The following is a 24,050-nucleotide window of genomic DNA, read 5'->3' as shown; positions in this document are numbered from 1 at the left end:
GCTTCGATCGAGCGGAGTCGGCGAACCGTCAGTCCAGCGGGATCAGCTCGCGCCAGTCCTCCTTCTCCGACCACTTGGGCTGGGAGGTCTTCTCCAGCAGGAAGTCACCCATGGCCAATGTGTCGATATCCGTACGCATGAAGCACCGGTAGGCGTCCTCGGGTGTGGCCACGATGGGCTCGCCGCGTACATTGAAGGAGGTGTTGACCAGGACCGGACAGCCGGTGGTCGCGTGGAAGTCCGTCAGGAGCCGGTGCAGCCGCGCGTCCTGTTCGGGGGTGACCGTCTGGACCCGCGCGGAGTGGTCGACGTGGGTGACCGCCGGGATCGTGGACCGGGGGACCCGTAGCCGGTCCAGGCCTTGGGCGCTTTCCAGCGCGACGTCCAGGTCGGCGGTGCGCACGCGCTGCTGCTCGGCGATGGGGGCGACGATCAGCATGTACGGGCTCGGCTGCGTCAACTGGAAGTAGTCGGAGGCGTGTTCGGCGAGCACGATGGGGGCGAAGGGACGGAAGGACTCCCGGAACTTGATCTTCTGGTTCATCACCGACTGCATCGCGGGGTTGCGCGGGTCGCCGAGGATGGAGCGTGCACCGAGGGCGCGCGGGCCGAACTCCATACGGCCCTGGAACCAGCCGACCACCTTGCCCTCCGCCAGCTGCTCGGCCACCCGTCGTGAGAGCTCGTCCGGGCTCAGCCGCGTGTGAGGGATGGCGAGGGCGTCGAGATATGCCTGGACGCGGTCGTTGTCGAAGGACGGTCCGAGGCGGGAGCCGCGCATGGCGTCGCGGGAGGCGCGGGTCAGGGTCCGGTCCCGGGGCCGTCCACGCTGGGCGAGCAGGGCCGCACCGAGCGCGCCGCCGGCGTCACCCGCCGCGGGCTGCACCCAGACCTCGTCGAAGATCTCGCGTTCCACGATCCGGCCGTTGGCCACGCAGTTCAGGGCCACCCCGCCCGCCATGCACAGCTTGGACTCCCCCGTGAGCCGACGTGCCGTCCGGGCCAGCTTGAGCATGATCTCCTCGGTGACCAGCTGCACCGAGGCCGCCAGGTCGAACTCCCGCTGAGTGAGCGTTCCTTCGGGCTCGCGACGCGGCCCGCCGAACAGCTCTTCGAACGCCCGGCCCGTCATCACCTGCCCGTAGAGGAACTCGAAGTAGCGGGTGTCGAGCCGGAAGGAACCGTCGTCCTTCACGTCGACGAGGTTCTCGCGGATCACCCCGGCGTGGACGGGCCTGCCGTACGGGGCCAGGCCCATCAGCTTGTACTCGCCGGAGTCCACTTTGAATCCGCAGAAGTAGGTGAACGCCGAGTAGAGCATCCCGAGGGAGTGCGGGAAGGAGAGGTCGGCGACCGGCGCGACGCGCTCGCCCAGGCCGTGCCAGATGGAGGTCGTGGTCCATTCGCCCACCCCGTCCACACAGAGCACGGCCGCCGAATCGTACGGGCTGGGCAGGAAGGCCGAGGCGGCGTGCGACTCGTGGTGTTCGAAGGACTCGATCTCCGGTACGGGGCCGAGGCCCAGCCCCGACAGCTTGTCCTTGACCGTGCCGATCGTCCGCATCTTCCAGCTCAGCCAGCCCGGCATCACGTCGCGGAAGGAGGTGAAGGAGCGGGGCGCGGTACCGAGGTACGTGGCCAGGACCCGGCGGAACTTGCGGGAGGGGCGCTCGTAGTAGGCGATCCGGTCGAGGTCGGCGAGGGTCATCCCGGCCTCGTCCAGGCAGTAGCGCAGGGCGAGTTCCGGAAAGGCGGAGTCGTGGCGGCGTCGGCTGAAGCGCTCCTCCTGGGCAGCCGCCGTGATGCCGTCGCCGGTGACCAGGGCGGCGGCGCTGTCGTGGTAGAAGGCCGAGAGGCCCAGAACAGTGGTGGCCGGCGTGTTGGTGGCCATACGGAAGTCAGCTCCTCAGATCCGAGAGGTGCGGGTCGGACGGCGGGTGCGGTGGGCGCGGCGACCTCGGAGCGTCGCGTACAGCTCGGCGGCGGTGCCGCCGGGCGGGTTGAGAGAGCGGTGGCCCACCCGGATCCGGTCCCAGACGGCGTCCTGTTGGCCGGGCCCCAGTACTGCGGGGAGATCGGCGAGATAGGCGTCGATGGCGTCGGCCGCCCAGGCCGAGTGGCCGGTGGCCACGTTGTCGATCGTGTTGTGCAGATCCACGAACTGAGTGCTGAAGCCGTGGTGGCGCAGCGCCACGCGTGCGTCGCGATAGCTGCCGCCGACGCCGGAGAGCTCCATGGCGAGGTTCAGGCCGAGGATCTCCGGCATGAAGGTCTCGGGGAAGCGGGACACGCTCAGCCAGAACGCGGGCATGGCGAAGGACTCGTCGCGGAACCCGGTCCAGGCGCTGAACTCCCGGGACGCGGTGGGCGGGAGGTCGATGCCCATGTCGCGCAGCAGCGCGCGGTAGATGCGGGGATGGTTGAGCTCGGGCTCGCCGTTGCCCAACTCGTCCCAGTAGGTGCGGAACAGGAAGTGGCCCGAGCGGGACGAGGCGTGCTGGTAGTCGGTGAATCCCTGGAGCCAGCCGCCGTCGATCATGATGAGCGGGGCGAGCTGGAGCGTCGAGTCGATGAGCTCCGCGCGGGTGGGCAGGGCCGCCTCGCCGCGCTGGAAGCTCTCGGCGTGCCGGTCGTGGGCGCGGGCCAGCCACTCCCGCAGCCCGTTCTCCGGGTCCCAGCGCGCCGGAAGCTGTTCTGGTGCGCGGTCCATGGCGTAGCGGGAGCGGGCGAGCCAGCGGGTCGCATACGCGTGGGCGAAGGCGCGTAACTCGGCGGAGTCCTCGCGGCCGAGGAGGGCACGATAGGCGGTGCGGGCAGCGGCGGTGGTCAGCAAGCGCGGCGGCGCGGGTGGGAGCGGGGCCGCCCTCGCCGACTCGGCCGCCAGGTCGCTTCCCTGTGTGTGCCAGGACTCCTGGGCGCCGTGCAGGTCCTGGTGGGTGACGGAGTCGGTACCCGGCAGCGGATGGAGTACCGAGCCCGGCTCCGGCAGCAGGGCGATCCACCGGTGGAGCGTGGCGATCTCCTCCTCGGTGAAGATGCGGAACATCGGTCCCTTCGGTCCGATCAGTCGCCCCAGCAGCGGGCTCGCGTCCGGTTTCCCGGGGCGTACGAGAGGGCTCTTGGCGAGCGCCCTCAGGAAAGGGCGCGGCCCCGCGTCCACATCCGCGAACCACTCGGAGAGCGGGCGCCCGGCGAGTTTGAAGCGGGAGTGGTAGACGGCGGCCTGCCGGGCCCGGGCGTGGATCAGCCGCCAGACCCCGTAGTCGGGGTGCTGGGACAGCACGACCTCGTGACGCAACCGCTCGCTCCACACCCGTATCTCGCGCTGTGCCCAGCGGAAGCCGCCGAGCAGCCGCCGCGTGGCGGCCTCGCCGCCGGCCGGCCCTTCGAGGGCGTGCCGGTCCTCCAGGTACGCGCGTGTGGCGGCCAGCGAGAGTTCGCGGCCGGAGGCCGCGGTGCCCGGGCGCGCCCCGCCCAGGTCGAGGGCCGCCGGGTCCACGCCCTCATAGTCACCGGCGCCCAGCGCCGCCGCCAGGGGCGGGATGAGGCCCACGGTGCGCAGGCACAGGTCTGCCCCCAGGATCTCGGGCAGGAACGCGACGGGGCGTCGGCTCATGGCGAGCAGCAGCGCGGGCAGCCGGAAGCTGAACCCCTCGACGTACTCGCTGCTCGCCAGCCGCACCCCCGGCGTTTCCTCCACGATGCCGTGCCCCCGCAGCAGCGCGCGGTACTCACTGCCCCGGTCCGCCAGCGGGCGGCCCGCGCCCACGTCGGACGCGTACAGCGAGAGCACGGTGAGGACGGGTTCCGTCTCCGAGTTGCCGGGGGCGGGGATCCACTGGAGCCAGGCTCCGGCGGAGAGGGCGAGCGGGGCGCAGTTGCGCAGGATCCGGCGCAGGATCTCCTGCTGTTCGGGCTCAGCGGGTCCGGGAGCGGGCGTGGCCAGGACGGTGCGGAAGCGCGCGTTCTCCTGCGCGCTCCAGCGCCCGGCCTCCTCGATCAGAGAAGGCAGCTCCGGCCCGTCGTCACCCGTGTCACCGTCGTCCGCCGCCAGAGCGGTACGTACGTGGCGGAGATCGTCGGCGCCGAGCGACAGCGGGCCCTCGGGGGCCAGGGCGCGCAGATAGAGGCCGCGGTAGCGGGAAGACATGACAGTGGCAGACCTTCCCCTCAGAACATCGGGTAGATGGAACTGTCGTTGCTGCGCTTCTTCTTGCGCCGTTTGAACAGCGCGACAAGCTTTCGGAACATGGCTGATCACCTCGCTTTCGAGGGGTGGGGTGGCGGCGAGACTCAACGATCGAGCTCGAACTCGTCCTGGATGAGTCCGGAGACCACACGGTTTCCCTCATCGGTCAGGTGCGTCTGGTCGAGGAAGAGCCAGCGGTCGCGGTCCGGTGAGGCGTTCAACGCCCTGCTGGCGTCCAGGAACGGCACCCCGCGCTGCTTGCAGGCGGCCTCCACTTGCTCGGCGTACGCGGAGTGGACGGCCGGGTCGAGGATCTGCTTGAAGAGGTCCCACATCCGGGCGCGCTCGGTGTCGTTCTCCTCGATCAGGAGCCGCTCCTGCTCGGTGAAACGCTTCCCCGTCCAGGACGCGGTGGGCTGGAGTACGTACCGGACCCGGGCACCGGTCGGCGCCGCCAGTTCCAGGAGCCGGTCGAGGTCGCGTGCGGTGTTGCGCAGCGCGATGGTGATGCGCTCCTGCGGGTCCGCGAGCTGCGGCTTCTCCTCCGCCGCGCCGCCGCGGCCGATGCGGCGGGCCGCCTGGGCAACCCTCCCGCGTGCCCAGCCGGGCTGCTGGCCCTGGTCCACGTCGGAGGCGCCGAGCTGGCGGAAGAACTCGCCGGAGAAGAAGAACTGCCCGTAACCGGAACCTGCCATGGGCAGTCCCGCCACGACCAGGTTGTTAAGCCCGGAAAACACGACGATGTCCTGGATATCGGAGAGCAGATCGCGGTGCATCAGGAAGATGAGGACTTCCTGAGCCGAATTGAAGGCGGGGGCCGCGAGATTGAGCCAGGAAGCCGAGGACGGCCCCCTGGAAAGCAGCGAGGAAAGGGTGGCGGCGTCGCTGGTGGCCCCGAAACCGAATGCCGGGGAGGCACCCAGCAGAACGCTCACCTCACCCTCGGGAAGCCTTCCCTTGAGCGAGAACGACCCCGATCCATCCGTCGACAGACGGAATCCGCCCGCATCGGTGTTCACCACCGGGGAGCGGAAGTCGGGGCGGTTGAAGAACATGACGTACGGCAGCCAGCGGATGTCACCCGTGGCGAATTCCTCGTAATGCCTCATGTGCGGAGTCAGCTTCTTCTGCTGTTCCACTGGTTCCCCTTCGAGCCGATGGGAGCCAACGGTGGGACGGAATACGTCCGGGCATTCGGTCCCACTAATTCCGTTCGCTCGGCTGTCGACTCTCGGCACCGGAGCTCGAGCACGGCTCGAAGGCCTGCGGAGCAGAGGTGGGTTCTTGCTGCAGCAGCGGGCACTCGGCCTCAAGGCGGAACCAGTCGCCCTCCACCGAGATGCGCAGGCTGCCGTCGACGGCCTCCAGCCGGGCCGCCATGTTGTCGAGCCCGCTCCCCCGGCGCTCCGAAACGAGGGGCGTGAGCTCGCCGGACGCGCCGTCGTTGGCGACGCTGAGGCGGATGGCGCGACCGCGCAGCGTGGAGTCGCGCTCCAGGTGGATGCGGCACTGCGACGCCTGGCTGTGCCGCAGCAGATTGGTTACCGCCTCGCGCAGCACGACGGCGAGCACGCCGCTCACCCGGGGCTCCACCTTGTCGAACTCACCCTGCACACTCACCGTGAGCCCGGCGGACTCCAGCACCCGGGAGACGAGTTCGAGCTCTCTCGGCAGCAGCATTCTGCGATTTCCGTGCACGACCGATCTGATCTCGGCGAGGGTTTTGCGGGTGATCTCCAGGGACTCGGCGAGCTCACGTCGGGCTCGCTCGTCGTTGGTACCGATCAGCCGGTACGAGAGCTCGCTCTTCAGGGTGATCGCGGAGAGGCTGTAGCTGAGTACGTCGTGCAGGTCCTGGGTGAACCGCAGGCGTTCCTTGGACACCGCCACCCAGGCCGTCTCCGCGCGCCGCCGGTGCAGATCGAAGACCAGATCCCCGAGTCGGCTGAGCGCGAAGGTGATCAGGCCCACGGCGCAGGTCGCGAGCGCCATGAAAAGGGTAGTGAGGAAGTTGTCCCCCTGCTCCAGCGCGATCAGGACGACCGAACCCGTAACGACTCCGAAGACGATCCAGCCCGATCGGGGCCGGAGAATGACGGTCGCGGCCCCGGCCAGAAAGCCGCACATGATGCCCGACTGACGGCCGGCCTGCACGGGGGCGAAGGCGATGAACGCCTGTAGCCAGAGTGTCCAGCGTCCGTACCGGGACCGCAGCCGCTGGGTGTACGGACTGCAGTGGAGCATCTGTATCGCATAGCAGCAGACCATCAGCACGATGAAACTGTACGAATCGAGTGAACTGTCGGACATTTTAAGGAGGTTGGCGGTGCCGATGGCCGCGAATCCCACATAGACCGCTGCCATCAGGTAGACGGCATACCGCGGTGCCATCATCGCGGCACAGGGAGGTCGAGCGACATCCCCACCAACGGCTCAATGGAGATCTCCCGTGTACCAACCATCTGGGCACCTCGCGCTTCTGGTGGGGGGCAGCAAAAAAGACACGCGACCAACACTCCTACCCGAGCCGTTAAACGTAAAACCGGAATCTTTGCCAGCTACAAGTACGTGGCTGAAACGGCGTGGTTGCCGGTGTCCGACCCCAGGGAGGCTCCACCGCGGGTGGAGGATTCGCGCCTGTCATGCGTGTCGTGCGTGGCACGCCTGTCGCGCACGAGGATGCGCAGCCGCCACTGGAGGTGCCGAGAATGGCTGATACACATGAACTCGACCTAAGCGCAAGGGAGTTGCTGCTGTCCGTCTTCGAGAACACGCGGAGCTCGCTCGTGGCACGGGTCGGGCACCGCAGCCCGGCCGCCCGGCCCTCGACTGGCCCTTCGCGTACGGAGCCACCCGCGCCGACCGCCGGCAACCGCTACTGACCGGGCGCGAGTTCTTTCTTCACGAAATCAATCCCTGTCGCATGTAGCATCTGGGCCTTGTTCTCGGCAGTCTCCGGGGCCGCCAGCGCGGCGTACAGGGCCCTCGGGGTGATGCGCTCCCAGGTGGGACCAGTCGCGGGCGGGAAACGGGCGCGCGACCTGCTCGGGCCCCGGAAGTCCCCCTCCACCTCGGCGGTGTCGTGCAGCTGCGGCTGCTGAATCGTGACGGGAACGCCCACCCGCAAGGCTTGAGCGCGTCGTTCGGGTCCCACCAGAGCGCCGCACTCCATCACCAGCGTGTCGGCGGACAGGCTGGGATTACGCTCCAGGCCGCGTTCGTAGACGCCGAGGAGGACGCGGACAGCGCGGTCGCCATAGGCGTGGGTGCCCACCCGTTGTTTTGCACAACTTGGAGTTCGGCAACTGAAATCGACGGCAGCGCCGCCCTGCCCGAAGGACCATTCGAACAGGGCTAGGACCCGCGGGTTTCCAAGATCCCGGCCGTCGCAGTCAGCACGGACCCAGCACCGGGATCTTGGCATGCTGAGCCCGCGCCGACGAAGCCGCATCAGAAGGGTCCTCTAGGCCTGACAGCAGCAGAGGAACGATCACAGAGCGTTCCGATCCGCCTCCGTCTTCAGACTGTCCGCCATCCCGGGTCCTAAGCCACCGAACGCCGGCATCTCACCCCATTGAGTGGTCCGGGCGAGCCCGCCATCGTCCTCCGTCCCGGAGCTGGCGTCTCCCGGGCCGTGGCGGAGGAATGCGTAGGAAAATATCGAACTGCAACGGGCTGACTCCGAGCACCCCGCTTCCTGCGCGGCTTCATAGACCGCCTCGAACTCGAGCGGAAGACTCAGCTGCACCTCGCGGCTGAAGATGGAGTCCATGACGGTGCGCAAGCGCTCCGGCGCGTCGGGCATTACGTGTGCGTACGTCTGCTGCGTCGTGCGGGGGTCGCGGTGGCCGAGCCACTCGGCTATGTCCGTCACCGGGACCCTTTCGCCAGGCCGGCGAGGCAAAGTGGTACCCAAAATGACGTCCGCTCGCCCGGAAGTGACCGATATGACCGCACCCTCAGCCCCACCCCCAACTCTCCGCAACATGCGGAAAGTTGTAGCCGCGAGCCTCATAGGAACCACCGTCGACTGGTACGACAACTCATTCAGCTGAAGCTATGACCTGCGATTCCCTTCCCTGAAGGCGGCCGAGTCTGCAACGAACCAGCACCGGAGCTCAGGAGCTCCATGATCAGGGCTTGAGCAGCCCGTCGTCGCCACCGCGGCAGAGATACCGCGGGACCGACGCTGACCGCCCACCACCCGATGAACTACCCGCTCCAGCCTGCCCCCCCCCGGATGCCCGAAGCGGCGAATCGAGCGCCCATGCCCCACACCGGCATCTCGTAGCGGGTTTCATCGTGGCGGGGCAGCGGCCATGTGACGGCCTGTCCGCCGAAGAACTCGGCAGCTGGAAGCGGAGCGATTTGGTGACATGACGAGGTGTCAACCATCTGCGGAAGGGACGGGCGGGAGCGCGTTCGGCCCATCGCGCAACAGGCGTTCGCCAGGCATCGCGTTGCCGCCGAAGCGCGGATTGCGGGGGTGAGCGCGGATCCAGGCTGTACCTGTGAACTGCTTGACCTTCACTTGCAGTTGCTCGAAGCCAGTCGGTGACAGGCCTTCGTACCCGTGTACTGCGAGGTCCTGGTACAGCCGGTCGGAGAAGGCGATCACGAGGTCGGTGGCCTGCTCGTCGGTCAGGAGTGCGCGAAGCGGATCGGAGTCCAGCAGGCGGAACAGTTCCACGACCGCAGAGCCCGCGTAGCCACTGTCCGCCTCGTGAAGGACTCCGTGATGGAAGGCCGCCCGCATACGGGTGCGCAAGGGCGGCCGGTCCGGGGCACTTACGCTCTCTTCTCGGTTCACCACGGCCAGGGCGTCGGCGAGGCCGTCCATCAGACGGGGCACGACTCTCGTCTCGTCGGTGTCCGGCGGCAGCACCAGCAGATAACCGTCCCCCTGGGCTTGGCGGCCGCAGCTGTACCAGTCGACCTCTGCCCGGACACACGCGGCGCGCATGATGCGCAGCAGAGCCCGCTGCAGGCGGATCATGTCCGCGTTACGGTGGGCGCTGTACTTCTCAATGTCGACTGCAAAACACAACTGCTGCCGTCCGGGTGGCAGTTGTTCGTCTGTCGTGCCGAAGTCCTCGAAGGCGGCGAGCGCCCAGGCACCCGGTTGCGGAGCCTGTCGCGCGAGTGGCGCCCCGGTCCAAGCGTCCACTCGGGAAACCCGGAACGGCAGCTCGTCGCGTGTGTGAACCTCGGCCTCAGCCCGAGTGCCGCTCAGCAGCGGGTGCTCGATCACTCCCCGCAGCGCGAGGCGACCGGACACCCCCGAGAAGAGCGACGGCAGCCGCAGGACGGCCTGCGTCCAACGACCGTCCGGGCGCAGCGTTCCGTCTGCCTCGGGCGCCCGGAAGACCCAGCGCAGCCGGTTGCGGCCGAGGCCGAAGACCGCGACGCAGGCTCCGTTGGTCTCCTCCCCACCGGGCCGCGGGTGCAGCTCCAGGGCCAGCACGTCTGCGTCGTCGAAGCCGACGGTCAGCTCGATCTGCCGGTAGCCCCACCCTCCGGACAACTCCTCCAGGTCGAAGGGGAAGCACAACAGCACCGTACCCGGGGCGTCGACCGCTGGAGGAGAGTCGCCGATCACATCGCGGAGCACGTAGGCCAGGGGACGGCCAAGTGAGACACCGCCCCCCGGCGGTTCGCCCCTGGGGGTCAGGCCGCTGAACACCAGGTCGGTGGTGGCCAGCAGGTCGTGCGGGACCTCGCTGTGGGGACCGTCGTGCCGGTCAGGTCCGTTGCCGTTCACTGGCTCTTCCTCTCCCCGCGCTCCTCGGTCGTCGCACCCGGTTGCCGCTGTGGGGGTTCGACGGTGGTGCGCCAGTTGAACACCCGGTACCGCAGGGCCTCGGCAGTGGCATTCCGACGCGAGTCCCGTACGCCGTCGCAGACCTCGTCCAGCAACGCGCTCAAAGCAGCGGGCTCCGACCGGACGTTGCGCACGGCGGCCACGAGAGGGCTGAGGTCCAACTGGCGGTCGCCGACCAGCAGAAGGACGCTCTCCGGCCGACTGCCGTTGGCCGGTACGTCGTCGGGCCACCAGATCTCCACCGGTCCTGAATCCCACGTGACCGCGTCGGCGCCGACATCGGCATCGGGCGCGGCAGCCGACTCCAGCCGGATGCCGCTGGGCTGATCGTGGGTCACCAAGGTTGTACGGCCGCTCAGGCCTACGCCGAGCACCCAGACGTACAGCTCGTGATGCCTAGCGTTACCGGCCACCGAGACCCGGTATCGGCACCCGGCCCGCAGCCCCTCGTCGCCAGTCAGGAAGGTTCGGTAGACGCAGCTGCCAGGCGCTGTCTCCACCTCCATACGCGCCGTCAGCTCCACGTTCAGCCGACTCAGGTCCTCGGGGTCCGTCAGCTCCCGCAGCCGCTCTCCACGAGCGATCGTCTCCAGCAGTGCGACAACTTTCCCGGCACGCGCGGACGGTGTAGCCGAGCCGCTGTCGAGCGCCTTGTCCGGGTGCCGGTAGGGGAGCCCATTCCCATCGACCACCTCGGCCACCCCGTTCCGCATCCGTACAGAGGCCAGAGCCTTGTCCGCGTCTGCGGCCTCGAACAGTCGCGGCGAGGATGCGAGACGCGCGCGCAGGGCTTCGGCGAAAGCGCCCCTCGTCTCGATGTGTACGGGGTGACGGGTATGAACGCGCACGGCCAGCGCGTACGAACCGGCTGGCAGCGGTGAGGGGAACGGGATCGCCGGCGCATCCAGCAATGCGTCGGTGACCTCGATCGCCACCACCTCCGTCTCCGCCGTGGTCTCGGCTCGTGATCCGTCGGCGGGCAGCACCAGCCGTACGCGGTCCATGGCACCGAGGCCGAACAGGACGCCGCCGGGGACACGCAGCCGGCCATCGTGTGACGCGAGCGGCATCCGCTCGGGCTGGTCGGGTACGTCGAGCGTGAACGGCAGACGACCGGAAGGCCCGCCGGCTTCCGGCCGTTGCAGTACCACGCGAGGCTGAATGTGATCGCGGATTCGGGGAATCATCACCGACCAGGGGACGGGACGACCACGGAAGTCCTCCAACGCCTTGGCCAGGCCGGTGGTGAACAGGCCCTGCCGGTCGTCCTCGTACGCGAATCCGTGCCGCTGGCACGCCACCAGTCGCACCACATGGGGGTCGGGATACCGGGGTCCGGTCGCCAGCTCGACCGACCTGGCGAGGCCGGCCGCTACGGGCACCTCGGACGGCACGGATTTGATCCGCCACCCACCCATGTCACGCACCATTCCGCCGGAGTGGCAGCAGTCCAGGACGCAGGTGACATTCCGGGTGATTTTCGTGACCCGGCGGAGCACCGCGGTGAGTTCCTCGGCCAGGTATCCGCGGAAGTCGTCCGCGGTGCTGTGCCGGTGATCGACCGGCACCAGGTACTGAAGGTGATGTGGGCTGCCGGGAAGGTCACCACGATGGGCTGGAGGCACGGGGAGAAGCGAGCCGTGGCCGGAGTAGTAGACGACGACGGCGTCACCCTCCTTCGTCTCGTCCGCCAGTGTCGTCAGCGCGTCCGCCATGCCGTGGTAGCCGGCCTCGGAGTCGGCGCAGACACGGATGTCCGTGAAGCCACGGTCGGCCAGGACCCGTTCCATGAGGGCCACATCGGCGTGTACGCCGGTCAAGTCGTACGACTGGGCACCGATCAACAGGGCACGCTTCGTCATGCCGGTCTTCTCACCTTTCTCGTGCTGGGCTTGTCACGGAGTGCCGTACGCGGCGCCACCTGATGGGCCCACATGGATGAAGGGCGCCCAGTAGTAGGGGTGCTGGTCGGAGTCGGGCGGAGCGGGGCGGGGGCCGCTGTCGCGTGACCTCATCCGTGGGCCGGTGGGGTGCGGCCGGACAGCGGCCCGGTCGGCGAGCCGGGCATACTCCTCTTCCCGCTCGTCCTGGGACAGGTCCCGTATCTCACGCTGTGCAAGGGCGAGCGCGGTGCCGACGGGCGGACGTGCTGTGGACGTCAGGTGCCGGTACATGCCCGCGATCACGAGACATCCGGTGATGTCGTCGACCCGCCACAGTGACACCACCGCGTGGCGGGCGCCGCTGATGACGGCCGCCCGGGTCAGCCCGAGCACGTCACCGCCCGCGGTGGCGGTACCGCGTCCGGTGTCGCAGGCGGAAAGCACCAGGAGTTCGGGGGTCACGTCCGGGCCCAGGAGATCGTCCAGCCCCAGGTGGTCGCGGTCGGCCAGCGCGAGCCGGCTGAGGTGCGGTGACAGCTCAGGCACGTCCCCGTGTGTCGCCAGATGCAGGATGCCGCACCCGGCCGCCTGTTTCAGCACCTCCGCGCGGCTGGCTTTCCGCCCGGTCACCAACCGGCAGCGGGGCAGCAGGCGTTCGATGGCGGCGACCTCCGTCGCGGTGCCGGGCAGGTGCGCCAGGCCGCGCTCGGGGGCGATGGCCGGCGCACCGACCAGCAGCGCCGTGGCAGCCGTCCAGTCCGGCTCCGGCAGGCGGGAGCCGGGCCGGGTGAGGAGGGAGGACGCGGGCAGATAGGAGACCTCGTGGGTGAGGCCGATGACCGTCCCGGCCCAGGCAAGGGCGTGGAAGGGCACCAGCGAGAGCTGGGCCGGGGGTACGACCACGATCCTCCGATGACTGGCGAGGAGTGGGGAGCAGAAACCGAGCAGGGCATCCGCGAGCAGCCTTCCCGGCTCAGCCACGTCGCCGCCCGAGGCGCACGCAGTGTGAACACGACGGGCGGTCGCCACCAGGTCGTGAGCGGACCGGTCCTGACGCTCGGTCAGCAGCTTGTCGCGGGTGACGGCCCAGCAGACGAGGTCCTGGTCGTAGAGGTGGTACTGGAGGAGCAGAGTGTCCGGTGGCAGTACGCGCGCCACGGCGGCCGCATCGGGCACGGTGCCCGGACCCCGCCGGGAGGTGAGCGCGCTCGGGGTGAGCCGACGCACCTGGTCCTCGGCCTCGCCAAGGACCCGTTCCGCCTCGGCGATCCGGCGCCGTGCAGGCTGCTCGCCGACCGTGCTCCCCAGCACCGGGGGCGGCTGGACGGCCTGTGCCCCCTGGCCGCCGCGCATGGCCTCCGCCGCCTCCTCGAACCGCGCGGCCCAGCGGGTCTCCGCCTGGAACCAGCCTCGTACGGCTCGTACCGCATCCGGTTGTCCGGCAGCGCTGTCGAGTGCGTGTACGGCGTCGAGGAAGCCGGAACGGCTGCGCTCCGCACAGGCGAACGCCGCGGACCTGCCCCCGGGCAGCGCCCAGTGGGACAGCACGGCGGTGTGATAAGCGCGGGCTACCACGGGGTTGTCGGCCGAGGCGGCCCGCAGGCTGTCCCTCGCCAACCTCAGGCGGTGCTCCTCATAGGCGGTTACCGCCTCAAGGGCCCGGTCGGCGGCGCCCCGTGGGTCGCCCAGGGCCAGCAGCGCCTCCGCCGCTGTCGCGGGCCGTTCCCAGGGCTTGCCCGGTCCGGCAGCCTGTCCGACGCCGTCCGCGCCGATGCTTCGTTCCGCCTCGGCGGCACGCTCGGGCCGACGCAGTCGCAGCCACAGCGCCGCCGATTGCAGGGCGGTGAGGGACCCCCGTACTTCCAGCGTGTCGGCCTCCTCCCTCGCCTCGGCCGGCCTGCCCAGCTCGACCAGGAGCGCACAGCGCGCCACGGAGAGCGGTAACCGCCCTGCCAGCGCCGACGCCTTCTCGGCGGACTTCTTCGCCTCGGCGGGCAGACCTGCCGACCTGTCACGGCGCAGTCGGTACAGCGCCTCAATGGCCTCGGTCGACCGCAGATCGGCCGACAGTCCCTCCAGCGAGGTGTTCAGCGGCTCGCCCAGAGCCCCGCCCCGCCCGCGGAACAGGCGCAATCCGAGGTCGATCACGCGCGCGATCCGGGGCCGTGCGGCGGCGATGAGGTCCGGGTCGCCCAGCTCCACCGCCTCCTGGCGGAAGAGTTCGGCCACGACCACGGCGGACAGCCACTCGTTGAGCACGCCCGCCGTGGTCCCACCACTGTCTTTGCCCTCCAACTGCCGTACGTGCACGTGTAGATCGATGTCGGCGAGCACGAGGGAGGCCAGTCGGTGGCGGGCGTGGTGATACGCCTCCAACGGGCCGGTGATCGCCCCCTTTGTCACGCTCACCGCGTCCCACTCCGCTCGCCCGTCAGCCACTCCGCCAGGTCGCAGGCCTGACGGCCCCGGAGGATGTCCCCACGCCGGGCCCAGTCGCCAGCCCGGGCGTCGACCATGTCGGCCATGCCCCGGAGCCAGGAGCCGCTGCCCACGGTTGATGCCCAGCGGACGACCGGCTCCGCGTCCTGGAGGGGTAGCGGCCGCCCTGCTTCGATGACGTCCAGCATGCGGTGCACCCTGACCAGCGCGGCGCACGCCCCGTCACCGGAGGTCTCCGCCAGCGCCAGGGCACGGTCGAGGAACGCGCGGCCGTCGTCCGGCTTCCGGCGCAGCCGGGCGATGTGCGCCTGGCGCAGCGCGGCCGCTGCGCGGCCTCGGGCGGCGCCTGCCTTCCGGAACAGCGCGTCGGCCGTCGAGTAGTGCTTGGCCGCGCGGTTCATTGCCCGCCGGTTGACGGGCCCCGGCAGACAGCGTTCCGCCGCGCCGGGCACCACGAGCTCCGCGTCGCCCGCCAGCAGCGCCGACATCCCGGCGAAGGCAGGGTGCCCGGATACCTGACGGAGCGCTTCCCGCCGCAACATCTCTCCCCGGCGGCGGTCGGCCGCCCTGGCCTGCACGTCCGACGCGACCAGCAGGTGATAGGCAACCGGCGCCGCGAGGCCGCCCTCGGCGATCTCCCGCGGCAGGTCGTCGAACCACCGTACGGCCTCATGCGCCTCCTCGGCCCCTCCGACCGCTTCCACCACCTCGGCCGCCTGGGCGCCGATGACGTCCGCGTTCCCCAGGAGGGCGCGGGCCGAGAGCAGGTCGGGCAGGTACCGGCCCGCGAGGAAGGCAGCGAGCCGCAGCCCGGGGTCCCTGGCAAGGATGGTCAGCCGCGCATGCGTCCCGTCCAGAGCCTGGAGCAGTGCCGCCTCCTCCTCCGGCGGCAGGGCCCAGCCGATCAGGCCGCCGGGGCCCCAGTTGACGTCCATGGCGACGGCCGCGGTTCGCAGAGTTCGCGTCACCAGGTCGTCGTAGGTCTCCTCCGGTACGGGATCGCCCAGCACGGCCAACGCCCGCTTGGCCTCACCGGCGGCGAGGGCGGCGGCTGCCGCCAGCCAGCCCCGTACCGGCTCGGCCCAGCCCTCCGGCCTGACCACCGCCGGATCGATGCCCCGCTGCTCGGTCAGCAAGAGATGTACGAGAAGGTGGATGCCGCGCGCCGTGTGCCGTCCCTGGTTCGTCACTTGAGCTTCCTGATGGCGAATACGACCAGCACAGCGAGCACGATCACCGCGGCCGCCCTGACCAGTTGCCGGCCCAAGGCTCGTCGGGGCTGTCCGGTTTCGCTGCTGTGATGCGGTCGAGCACGGCCTGCAGATGCTCGCCCAGGGCCATCCACACGTATCCCAGCAGCACGTCCAGCGGATGCCGGCCCAGGGCCCCGGCCGAAGGCTGAGGAGACGGCGGATCGGAGCGCTGTGGCGGAGAACCGAGCGTGGGCTCCCGATGGGCGACGACCCTCAGGGGTCGTCGGAGTACTCCCTTCCGCCAGATACGGCTTCTGTTCCACGGTCGGCATGGATCGGCCGCTCGCCGGGGGGCTGAGCTCCTGGGAACGGCTCACCGGGTGGGTGACGATGTCCGCCTCGAAGAACTCCCGTACGGCCACTCCACAGCTGCGGTGGACGTCGGCGAAGAGTTCTTCCGTGGCGAGCGTCGTGGGCCGCTCCGGCTGCCTCCGGCAGACGACTCCCTCGATCAGGGGTGTCCGCCGTGGCCCACTCATCGCGTACTCGCCGTCCAGGCCCACATCGGACGCTTTGAGATACACGACCCGGTACAGCAGCCAAAGCCGCTGGGAGCCATGCCCCTGGTACTCACGTACGTAGACGACGTCGTCGGAGATGTCGCCGTCCGCCACGTCGTGGAGCAGGAACTGCCTGTCGGCGTCCACCAGGAAGTCCGGGGCGACCACGATCCGGAAGCCGGTGTTGACGGAGCGCGTGAGGGCGAACGGCCAGACCTTCTGAAGTGCGGCATGCGTCATGTCGTCGTCCATGGCGTTCCCCCCTTAATGAGGTGCGAGCCCGGGTGCTCGGCCTCGAACTCGGCCAACTTGGCGTCGAACAGCGCCACCAGAGCGGTCAGCGCGTCTTTCTGGGAAGCGACTTGGAGCATCCGGCCGCGTAACTGGGCGATGTCACGCTCGAGACGCTCGCCGTACGCGGACACTTTCCTCTCCGCATAGGCGCCAAGAGCGTCCACCATGTGGTCAGGCATCATCCGCATCAGGGGCGACTTGGCTGCCGCGGTCCGCAGGACCGCCTGTACCAGCGGTAGCTTGTCCTTGACCCCACGGACCCACTTCAGCGTCTGGCTGCGCTGGGCGATCCACTGCCCTTCGGGCGCCGCCATTTTCTCCATCTCCTTGAGCCGGGCATCGAACAGATCCACCAGCACGGCCATGAAGGGGACTTCGACGTTGAGCGGTGTCGGGAACGCACCCTTCTTGATCATCGTCCGGCCGTCCGGACCGAGAGCGGCGAAGTCCAGCCCTACGGAACTCACAGGAATGAAACGGACCCCTCCCGAGACGGGATTGTTTCGCAGTTGGGTCTCGACACCGTCCTTGAAGTCCGGGTGCTTCATGAGGCAGTCCATGACGGCCTGCAGCGTGTGCCCGGCCGCCGCGAGAACGTCCCACTTGGTGATCACGAAGTGCACGATGGCCTGGCTCTTCATCATGTGACTGAAGACGAGGAGCAGGTCGTCGGCCAGCCGGAAGTCCCCGTCGAAGAAGCGCAGAACCTTGACCCCGTCCACCAGCACGAGGAGGAACTCGGACTCCGCGATCCGGCTGTAGACGCGTTTGGCTCCTTCCACCCGCTCGTCCAACTCGGTCAGGTGCTCACCGGAGTAGTCCAGATACCTGATGGAGAAGGGGCTGAAGGTCTGGTTCCTGGCGGTGCGGACCGAGCAGGTGAACTCCCACTCGTCTATGGCGGCCGTCCTGGTGAGGTCCGGCCATGTGCCGGGGCTCGCGATCTGCTGGTAGATCCTGTTCAGCACGGTGGATTTCTCCGGTGGCAGCTGAACGTGGAATCCGATGTCCGGTCGCGGGATGGCAAGTCTGCGGAACAGACTGGCGAGATAGACGGTCTTCCCGGACTCGGCCGGTCCGAGCACGGTGACTGGTATTGCCGGCATGCAGTGCCTCGCATTGGGCTCACGTGGTGGTGATCCTGGCGCACAAGCGAGTACGGCGAATCTCACGCGACGATCCTGCCGTTCTCCTGCCGGTAGTAGAGCGTGTCCGAGGACGTCCGAACCGGTCGCAGTGCAGGTTCGGGAGAAACGGCGGAACAGAGTGTGTCGGCTTGTCGCTCACTTGTCGGCGGCGAACTCCCGCAGGGCGGAAACGGAGTGCACGGTGAGGCGGCAGCGACCGTAGCTGACGACCTGCGCGGCCGACAGCTCCTGTAACACGTGCTGCACCCGCCGCTCCCGGGCCCCGATGAGTTCGCCCCACTCGGCGTGCGTGAGCCCGGGCCGGACCGACATGCCTTCCGGTGTCGGCGTCCCGTACTGCCCTGTGAGATCCAGTACCGCGCGGCAGAGGCGGGTGATGACCGGACCACGCGCGAACTGGGTACGGCGGCGGACTGCGGTACGGCTGCGGTGCGCCAGGCTCCGGCTGACGGCCAGGCCGGCGGCCTGATATCGGACCATCCAACGCAGCCACTCGTCCTGCGAGATCCGCCGGACATACACCTGCTGAGCCGCCGTGACCGTCGCGGAACGAGGCTCGCTGTCGAAGGCCGCAGTCTCGCCGACGACATCACCGCCCGCGCGGATGTCCACCAGCACGGTTGCGCCGAGGTCGTCGGTCGTCGTGACCTTGGCGAAACCGTTCAACAGCAGCAGTACGTGCGTGTCGGTGGCGCCCGCCAGGAGCATGATCTCGCCGTGCTTGTACATGTGCGCGGTGCCGACGCGCATCAGGGCGGACCGCGCTCGGCACACCGCATCGGCTTCCGCCCCGCTCACGTCGGCCAGCTCCGACAACAGGGTGCCCCGTGGGTAGGTACCGTGCGCCGAATTCGGCCCCTCTCCCCCACCCGATGTCCTTCGACTCAGCACACCGTCCCCCTTTCGGATGCCAGCTGTCGCGAACATATTCAGCCAAGTCGGCATGCCGCACAAGGCGTGAACTGGTGTGCGGAGCTGGGACAATCAGTGCCTGATCCGCCAGATCGTGGGCACGCTGCAGATCGCCGACGTGGCCGCTCAGGTGGCGCTGAACCTGCGGACCGACTTCGCCGGATTCCGCGACTCCAAGCCGGGCCCATCGGCGGTCGTGGTCATGCACGGGGTACTGGTGCTGCTGGGCTTGTTGGCGGCGCCGTCGGGGCCGGTCCGGTTCGGGTTGTACGGCGACAGGCTGCTGCCCGCGTCGTCTCTAGTCGCGCGGACGTCCCGGGCGGCGCAGGAGTCGTTCAGGGGCGCCGGGGCGGCGGGACCGTCCATCGCGCTTCCCCAGCTTGGCGGCACGCGCTCTGCCGCGGAGCTCAACGGGTACGCTATGGGTTGATATTGGCGCTGGTACCGTGAATTCGCCCCGAGGGCAGCCGAAGGTGCCCTCGGCGAAGCAGTTCGATCATTTCTTGTTTGCCTCCTTCGAACTGATCGAACCTGGGGGCGTGTTGGAGCACTTTCCCGAGCGGTCCCTCAACCAGAGCTCGCAAAGAAGCTACCGCGCACATTTGCGCGCTGAGGGCCGGCAAGACCCCATGAAGATCCATTCTCGCTGACGCGCACGTTCCTCACGGCCATGGTCACCGCGGCGTGTGCTGCTCTGCCTGTACGCGGCTGTGTACGGGAGGAGTACCGCGACACGGTGTCCATGTGGAGCGCAGGCGGGCGAACTCGGAGGGGCTGACGCCGGCCGCCCACCTTCACCCCTCTCACCCCCCAATCCCAGCCCTTGACGCGCCTTGTCCCACAACAGGGCAAGCCAAAAGGGTTCCCCGCCCCTTGGCCCGCCGAGCGATCACCGCAGCTGCGCATCGGCGGACAGGTAGACGCGCCGGATGGCGCGGCACATCGTCGAACAACTGTTCGATTGGCCGCTGCGGGCGCTGCGGTATTGCGCCGCCTGAGGGCCGGGAAAGGACAATGGCGTGCCGCGCCCGCCGCCCTGCGGCATGTGGCATGTGGCATGTGGCATGTCGAATTCTTCATCTGCGGGTACCGCGTTCCCTGACGCTCCGGCCATGGTTGGGGGATCGCCATCCCCACCTCGGGACCGACCCAGCCGCCTCTGCGACCCGCGCGGGCCGGCATCCCCACGTTGCCTTGATCCACTGCGACGTGCGATCCGTACCGAATGTCGACAATGGCCTTGGAACCAGCACCACCCCTCATGGTGGCCCCGCGCACACCCGCCCCCCGAACTATGGCGTCCCACCACATACGCCCCTGACCTGCGCGTTCCTACGGTATGGCGACACGCAAACGTCCCCGCCGACCGCCAGGAAGTGGTGCCGATGTCCTCCCCCGCGACCGCTCCCCCACCCTCCGCCAGCCTCCCCCGCATCGTCGCCGCCAGCCTCATCGGCACGACCATCGAGTGGTACGACTTCTTCCTGTACGGGTCGGCCGCCGCGCTCGTCTTCAACAAGCTGTTCTTTCCCGGTTCCGACCCGCTCGTCGGCACGCTGCTGTCGTTCCTGACGTACGCCGTCGGGTTCGCCGCCCGGCCGCTCGGGGCGCTGGTCTTCGGGCACTTCGGGGACCGGGTCGGGCGCAAGAAGCTGCTCGTGCTGAGTCTGCTCATGATGGGCGGGGCGACCTTCTCGATCGGGCTGCTGCCGACGCACGCCACGGTCGGCTCCGCCGCGCCCGTGCTGCTCACCGCCCTGCGGCTGGTACAGGGGTTCGCGCTCGGCGGGGAGTGGGGCGGGGCCGTCCTGCTGGTGTCGGAGCACGGGGACGCGCGGCGGCGCGGGTTCTGGGCGTCGTGGCCGCAGACCGGGGCGCCCGCCGGGCAGTTGCTCGCCACCGGCGCGCTCTCGGCGCTCACCGCGCTGCTCTCCGACGACGCCTTCCTCTCCTGGGGCTGGCGGGTGCCGTTCCTGCTGTCCGGGGTGCTGGTGCTCGTCGGGCTGTGGATACGGCTCTCGGTCGATGAATCCCCCCTGTTCAAGGCCGCGTTGGAGCGTGCTCAGGCGCGGCGGGCCGCCGAGCCCGACCGGGTGGCGGAGAAGCTGCCGCTCGTCGCCGTGCTGCGCGACCACTGGCGCGACGTGCTGGTCGCGATGGGCGCCCGTATGGCGGAGAACATCAGCTACTACGTGATCACCGCGTTCATCCTCGTGTACGCGACGACCTCCGCCGGGATGGCCAAGCAGACCGCGCTCAACGCCGTACTGATCGCCTCCGCCGTGCACTTCGCGGTGATCCCGGCCTGGGGCGCGCTCTCCGACCGGATCGGGCGGCGGCCCGTCTATCTGATCGGCGCGGTGGGTGTCGGCGCCTGGATGTTCCCCTTCTTCTCGCTGATCGACACGGCCGACTTCGGGAACCTCGTCCTCGCCGTCACCGTCGGGCTGGTCTTCCACGGGGCGATGTACGCACCCCAAGCCGCCTTCTTCACCGAGATGTTCGCGACCCGGATGCGCTACTCGGGAGCCTCGATCGGCGCCCAGTTCGCCTCGGTCGCCGCCGGCGCGCCCGCCCCGCTCATCGCCACCGCCCTCCTGTCCGACTACGACAGCTCCACCCCCATCGCCCTCTATGTGATCGCGGCCGCCGTCCTCACGGTGATCGCCCTCGTCTGCGCCCAGGAGACCCGCCACCGCGACCTGGCGGAGGTCGACGCCGACAGCCGCTCCCAGGACTCCGTCAGCGTCTGACCGCCGCCGACATCAGATGGAGCCGCAGCGCCAGCTGGATCTCCAGCGCTCGGGCCGGGCACTGCCAGTCCGGCCCGAGCAGCCTGCCTATCCGCTCCAGCCGCTGAGCCACCGTGTTCACATGGACGTGCAGGTCGTCCTTGGTGCGCGCGGGGCTCATACCGCTCGCGAAGTACGCGTCGAGGGTGCGCACCAGGTCGGTGCCGCGCCTCTCGTCGTACGCCACGACCGCGCCGAGCGTCCGGTCGACGAAGCCCTCGATGTCCCGGGTGTCGGCGAGGAGCAGCCCGAGGAAGCCGAGGTCCTGGGCGGCCGCGCCCTCGCCGGGACGGCCGAGCAGCCGCAGCGCCTCCAGGCAGCGGCGCGCCTCCGCGTACGCCTCGGCTATCGCGCCGGGCCGGGCCGCCGGGGCTTCGACGGGGGCCGACGCACCCACCGTGACCCGCTCGTGCAGGGCGCCGCCGAGTTGCTTGGCCAGCTGCCGGGCGACCTCGGCCGGGGTGTCGGCCGGGCCCAGCGGCAGCAGCAGCACGGTGCCGCCGTCGCGGGTCGCGGCCAGGCCGTGCCGGGTCGCCGCCAGATGCGCGGCGGCCGAGCCCATCCGCTGCCGGTCGGCGGTCTGCCGCTCCGCCGTGCCGTCCTCGGGGCTCTCGATGCGGGCGGCGAGGACCACGTGCGGCGCGTCCAGGTCGGCCCGCAGCCGGGCGGCCCGGTCGCGCAGCAGCCGGGGGTCGCGGCCCGGCGCGTCCAGCAGGTCGTCCAGGAGCTCGCCGCGCACCCGCTGTTCGGCCTCGCCCGCCGAGCGCCGGGCGAGCAGCAGCAGTGAGGTGACCATCGCGGCCCGCTCCAGGGTGCGGCGGTCCACCGGGTCGAGCGCGGGGTGGCCGCGCAGCACCAGCGCGCCCAGCACCTCGTCGCCCGCCGCGACCGTGGCCACCCAGTCCCGTCCGTCGCGGACCGCGTGGCCGTCCGTGCCGGTCAGCTCCAGGGCGGTGAAGGCCGCCGAGTCGGCGTCGGCGAACTCGACCGTGCCGTCCAGGACTTCGGAGACCGCGCTCGCCACGTCGTGGACCCCGCCGCCGCGCAGCACCAGTTCGGTGAGCCGGTCGTGGACCTCGGAGGCGCGCTCCAGGACCGCGCTGTGGTCCCGGATGATCTCGTTGGCCCGCTCCAGCTCGGCCAGTGCCGACCTGGTCTCGGCGAGCAGGTTGGCGGTGTCGATGGCGACGGCCGCGTGCGCCGCGAAGGAGCCGAGCAGGGCGATCTCCTCGCGCGCGAAGACCCGGCTGCGCCGGTCGGCGGCGAAGAGCACGCCGATCACATTGCTGCCGAGCATCAGCGGTACGCCGAGGATCGCGACCAGGCCCTCGTCGCGCACTCCGGTGTCGATGGTCCGGGTGTGCTGGAAGCGCTCGTCGTCGAAGTAGCTCGACGTCACGTACGGTCTGGCGGTCTGGGCGACGAGGCCGCCGAGGCCCTCGCCCATGCCGAGTCGCAGCTGCTGGAAGCGCGCGGCCACCGACCCTTCGGTGACGCGCATATAAGTGTCGCCCGCCACCGGGTCGTTGAGGCTGAGGTAGGCGACCTCGGTACCTAGCAGGGAACGCGCGCGCTGCACGATCGCCCGCAGCACCGCGTCCAGGTCGCGCAGCCCCGCGAGGTCGTGGGCGGTCTCGAAGAGCGCGGACAGCTCGGCCTCCCTGCGCCGTCTGCCCTCCAGGTCGGCGCGGACCCGCAGGGCGAGCTGCCGGGCGGACTCCAGGGCGGCCAGCGCCTCGGGTCCGGCGCCGTCGGCACGGGCCAGCAGCGCGGGCCGGTCGTACGCCTCGGCCGCCGCGCCGCGCGCCAGAAGCTCCAGGTAGGGAGCCTCCGCGTACTCGGTGGACTGCGGGTGATCGTGGGACATGTTCACAGGGATACCTGCCGTACGGGCGGCCGCGCCAGCCCTGTGGACAACTGTTGGCAGGCGCCGGTCAAGCAGCGGAGGTGCGGTGGTGGTGCGTCAGTGCGCGGTCCAGCCGCCGTCCAGGGCGAGTGAGGTGCCGGTGATGAAGGAGGCCTGCGGGGCGCAGAGGTAGGCGACGGCCTCGGCGACCTCGTCCGGCTCGACCAGCCGTTTGAGCGCCGAGTCCTTGAGGAGCACCTCGGTCAGGACGCGCTCCTCGGGGATGCCGTGGGCGGCCGCCTGGTCGGCGATCTGCCGCTCGACGAGCGGGGTGCGGACGTAGCCGGGGCTGACGCAGTTCGAGGTGACGCCGTGCGGGGCGCCTTCCAGAGCGGCGGTCTTGGAGAGCCCTTCGAGGCCGTGCTTGGCCGCGACATAGGCCGACTTGTACGCGGAGGCCCGCAGCCCGTGCACCGAGGAGATGTTGACGATGCGGCCCCAGCCCTGCCCGTACATGTGCGGCAGCGACCCTCTGATCAGCCGGAACGGCGCTTCCAGCATCACCGTGAGGACGGTGTGGAACACCTCGGGCGGGAACTGCTCGATGGGGCGCACGAGTTGCAGCCCGGCGTTGTTCACCAGGACGTCGGTGCCGGTGGCGGCCTGCTCGGCGGCTTCGAGGTCGGTCAGGTCCAGGACCAGCGGCTCTACGGATCCGGCGAGGCCCGCGCCCTGTCCGGCCAGGGCGTCGAGGCCTTCGGCATCCCGGTCGACGGCCCGCACCTTGGCGCCGGCGGCCGCCAGGCGCAGGACGCAGGCCCGGCCGATGCCGCCGGCGGCCCCGGTGACCAGGGCGGTGTGGCCGCCCAGGTCGAGCTCGATGGACGGGGGGAGGGGACCAGGGGTGGTGGGCGTGGTCATGTTCTCGACCCTAGGCAGTGCGGCGGCCCACCACCCATGTGGTCCAGGCCCA

Annotated in this window: 17 protein-coding genes; 2 read left to right on the top strand and 15 right to left on the bottom strand. The window is 69.8% G+C overall.

The genetic code is table 11. The annotated features are described in order from the left end of the window. Positions 1-28: 28 nt before the first annotated feature. The 13 genes from QIY60_RS26405 to QIY60_RS26345 form a co-directional block, all read right to left on the bottom strand. Complete coding sequence (locus QIY60_RS26405; protein WP_283144673.1) at positions 29-1,891, bottom strand: carbamoyltransferase; 1,863 nt, start codon at positions 1,889-1,891, stop codon at positions 29-31. 15 nt (positions 1,892-1,906) lie between these two features. Continuing rightward, the gene (locus QIY60_RS26400) at positions 1,907-4,150 is read right to left on the bottom strand and encodes an iron-containing redox enzyme family protein (protein ID WP_283144672.1); all 2,244 of its coding nucleotides are present in this window, start codon (positions 4,148-4,150) and stop codon (positions 1,907-1,909) included. Between the two features lie 143 nt (positions 4,151-4,293). Next, a complete protein-coding gene (locus tag QIY60_RS26395; protein WP_283144671.1) occupies positions 4,294-5,328 on the bottom strand; it encodes an SGNH/GDSL hydrolase family protein in 1,035 nt (344 codons plus the stop codon). A gap of 64 nt (positions 5,329-5,392) precedes the next feature. Then, the gene (locus tag QIY60_RS26390) at positions 5,393-6,553 is read right to left on the bottom strand and encodes a histidine kinase (RefSeq protein WP_283144670.1); all 1,161 of its coding nucleotides are present in this window, start codon (positions 6,551-6,553) and stop codon (positions 5,393-5,395) included. Between the two features lie 511 nt (positions 6,554-7,064). Next, entirely contained in the window at positions 7,065-7,463 is a 399-nt protein-coding gene (locus QIY60_RS26385) for a hypothetical protein (RefSeq protein ID WP_283144669.1), read from the bottom strand. A gap of 216 nt (positions 7,464-7,679) precedes the next feature. Then, positions 7,680-7,994 carry a hypothetical protein gene (locus tag QIY60_RS26380; protein ID WP_283144668.1) on the bottom strand — a complete coding sequence of 105 codons (315 nt, stop codon included), beginning with the start codon at positions 7,992-7,994 and terminating at the stop codon, positions 7,680-7,682. A gap of 582 nt (positions 7,995-8,576) precedes the next feature. Further along, positions 8,577-9,950: a hypothetical protein gene (locus QIY60_RS26375; RefSeq protein ID WP_283144667.1), complete on the bottom strand. Its 1,374-nt coding sequence runs from the start codon at positions 9,948-9,950 to the stop codon at positions 8,577-8,579. Further along, a complete protein-coding gene (locus QIY60_RS26370; protein WP_283144666.1) occupies positions 9,947-11,872 on the bottom strand; it encodes a caspase family protein in 1,926 nt (641 codons plus the stop codon). The genes QIY60_RS26375 and QIY60_RS26370 overlap by 4 nt, the downstream gene beginning before the upstream one ends. Before the next feature lie 33 nt (positions 11,873-11,905). Beyond that, positions 11,906-14,302: a CHAT domain-containing protein gene (locus QIY60_RS26365; RefSeq protein ID WP_283144665.1), complete on the bottom strand. Its 2,397-nt coding sequence runs from the start codon at positions 14,300-14,302 to the stop codon at positions 11,906-11,908. After that, positions 14,299-15,522, bottom strand: coding sequence for a hypothetical protein (locus QIY60_RS26360; protein WP_283144664.1), 1,224 nt, complete (start codon positions 15,520-15,522; stop codon positions 14,299-14,301). The genes QIY60_RS26365 and QIY60_RS26360 overlap by 4 nt, the downstream gene beginning before the upstream one ends. Then, positions 15,519-16,337, bottom strand: coding sequence for a hypothetical protein (locus QIY60_RS26355; protein ID WP_283144663.1), 819 nt, complete (start codon positions 16,335-16,337; stop codon positions 15,519-15,521). Before QIY60_RS26355 ends, QIY60_RS26360 begins: the two co-directional genes overlap by 4 nt. After that, on the bottom strand, positions 16,322-17,464 hold the full coding sequence (locus tag QIY60_RS26350; RefSeq protein ID WP_283144662.1) for a hypothetical protein: 1,143 nt from the start codon (positions 17,462-17,464) through the stop codon (positions 16,322-16,324). Before QIY60_RS26350 ends, QIY60_RS26355 begins: the two co-directional genes overlap by 16 nt. Before the next feature lie 198 nt (positions 17,465-17,662). After that, positions 17,663-18,343 carry a Crp/Fnr family transcriptional regulator gene (locus QIY60_RS26345; protein WP_283144661.1) on the bottom strand — a complete coding sequence of 227 codons (681 nt, stop codon included), beginning with the start codon at positions 18,341-18,343 and terminating at the stop codon, positions 17,663-17,665. Between the two features lie 151 nt (positions 18,344-18,494). On the opposite strand from QIY60_RS26345, the gene QIY60_RS26340 reads away from it, so the two are divergent. Further along, positions 18,495-18,869: a hypothetical protein gene (locus tag QIY60_RS26340; RefSeq protein ID WP_283144660.1), complete on the top strand. Its 375-nt coding sequence runs from the start codon at positions 18,495-18,497 to the stop codon at positions 18,867-18,869. 955 nt (positions 18,870-19,824) lie between these two features. Beyond that, the gene (locus QIY60_RS26335) at positions 19,825-21,192 is read left to right on the top strand and encodes an MFS transporter (protein WP_283144659.1); all 1,368 of its coding nucleotides are present in this window, start codon (positions 19,825-19,827) and stop codon (positions 21,190-21,192) included. Here QIY60_RS26335 and QIY60_RS26330 read toward each other — a convergent pair. Together QIY60_RS26330 and QIY60_RS26325 are read right to left on the bottom strand one after the other, a co-directional pair. Further along, a complete protein-coding gene (locus QIY60_RS26330; RefSeq protein ID WP_283144658.1) occupies positions 21,182-23,098 on the bottom strand; it encodes a GAF domain-containing protein in 1,917 nt (638 codons plus the stop codon). The two genes, QIY60_RS26335 and QIY60_RS26330, sit on opposite strands and share 11 nt — an antisense overlap. 96 nt (positions 23,099-23,194) lie before the next feature. Next, the gene (locus tag QIY60_RS26325; RefSeq protein ID WP_283144657.1) at positions 23,195-23,998 is read right to left on the bottom strand and encodes a 3-hydroxybutyrate dehydrogenase; all 804 of its coding nucleotides are present in this window, start codon (positions 23,996-23,998) and stop codon (positions 23,195-23,197) included. Positions 23,999-24,050 lie beyond the last annotated feature (52 nt).

The organism is Streptomyces sp. BPTC-684 (assembly GCF_030028635.1).
Lineage (GTDB): Bacteria > Actinomycetota > Actinomycetes > Streptomycetales > Streptomycetaceae > Streptomyces > Streptomyces noboritoensis.
This window is presented reverse-complemented; position numbering and strand designations above follow the sequence as displayed.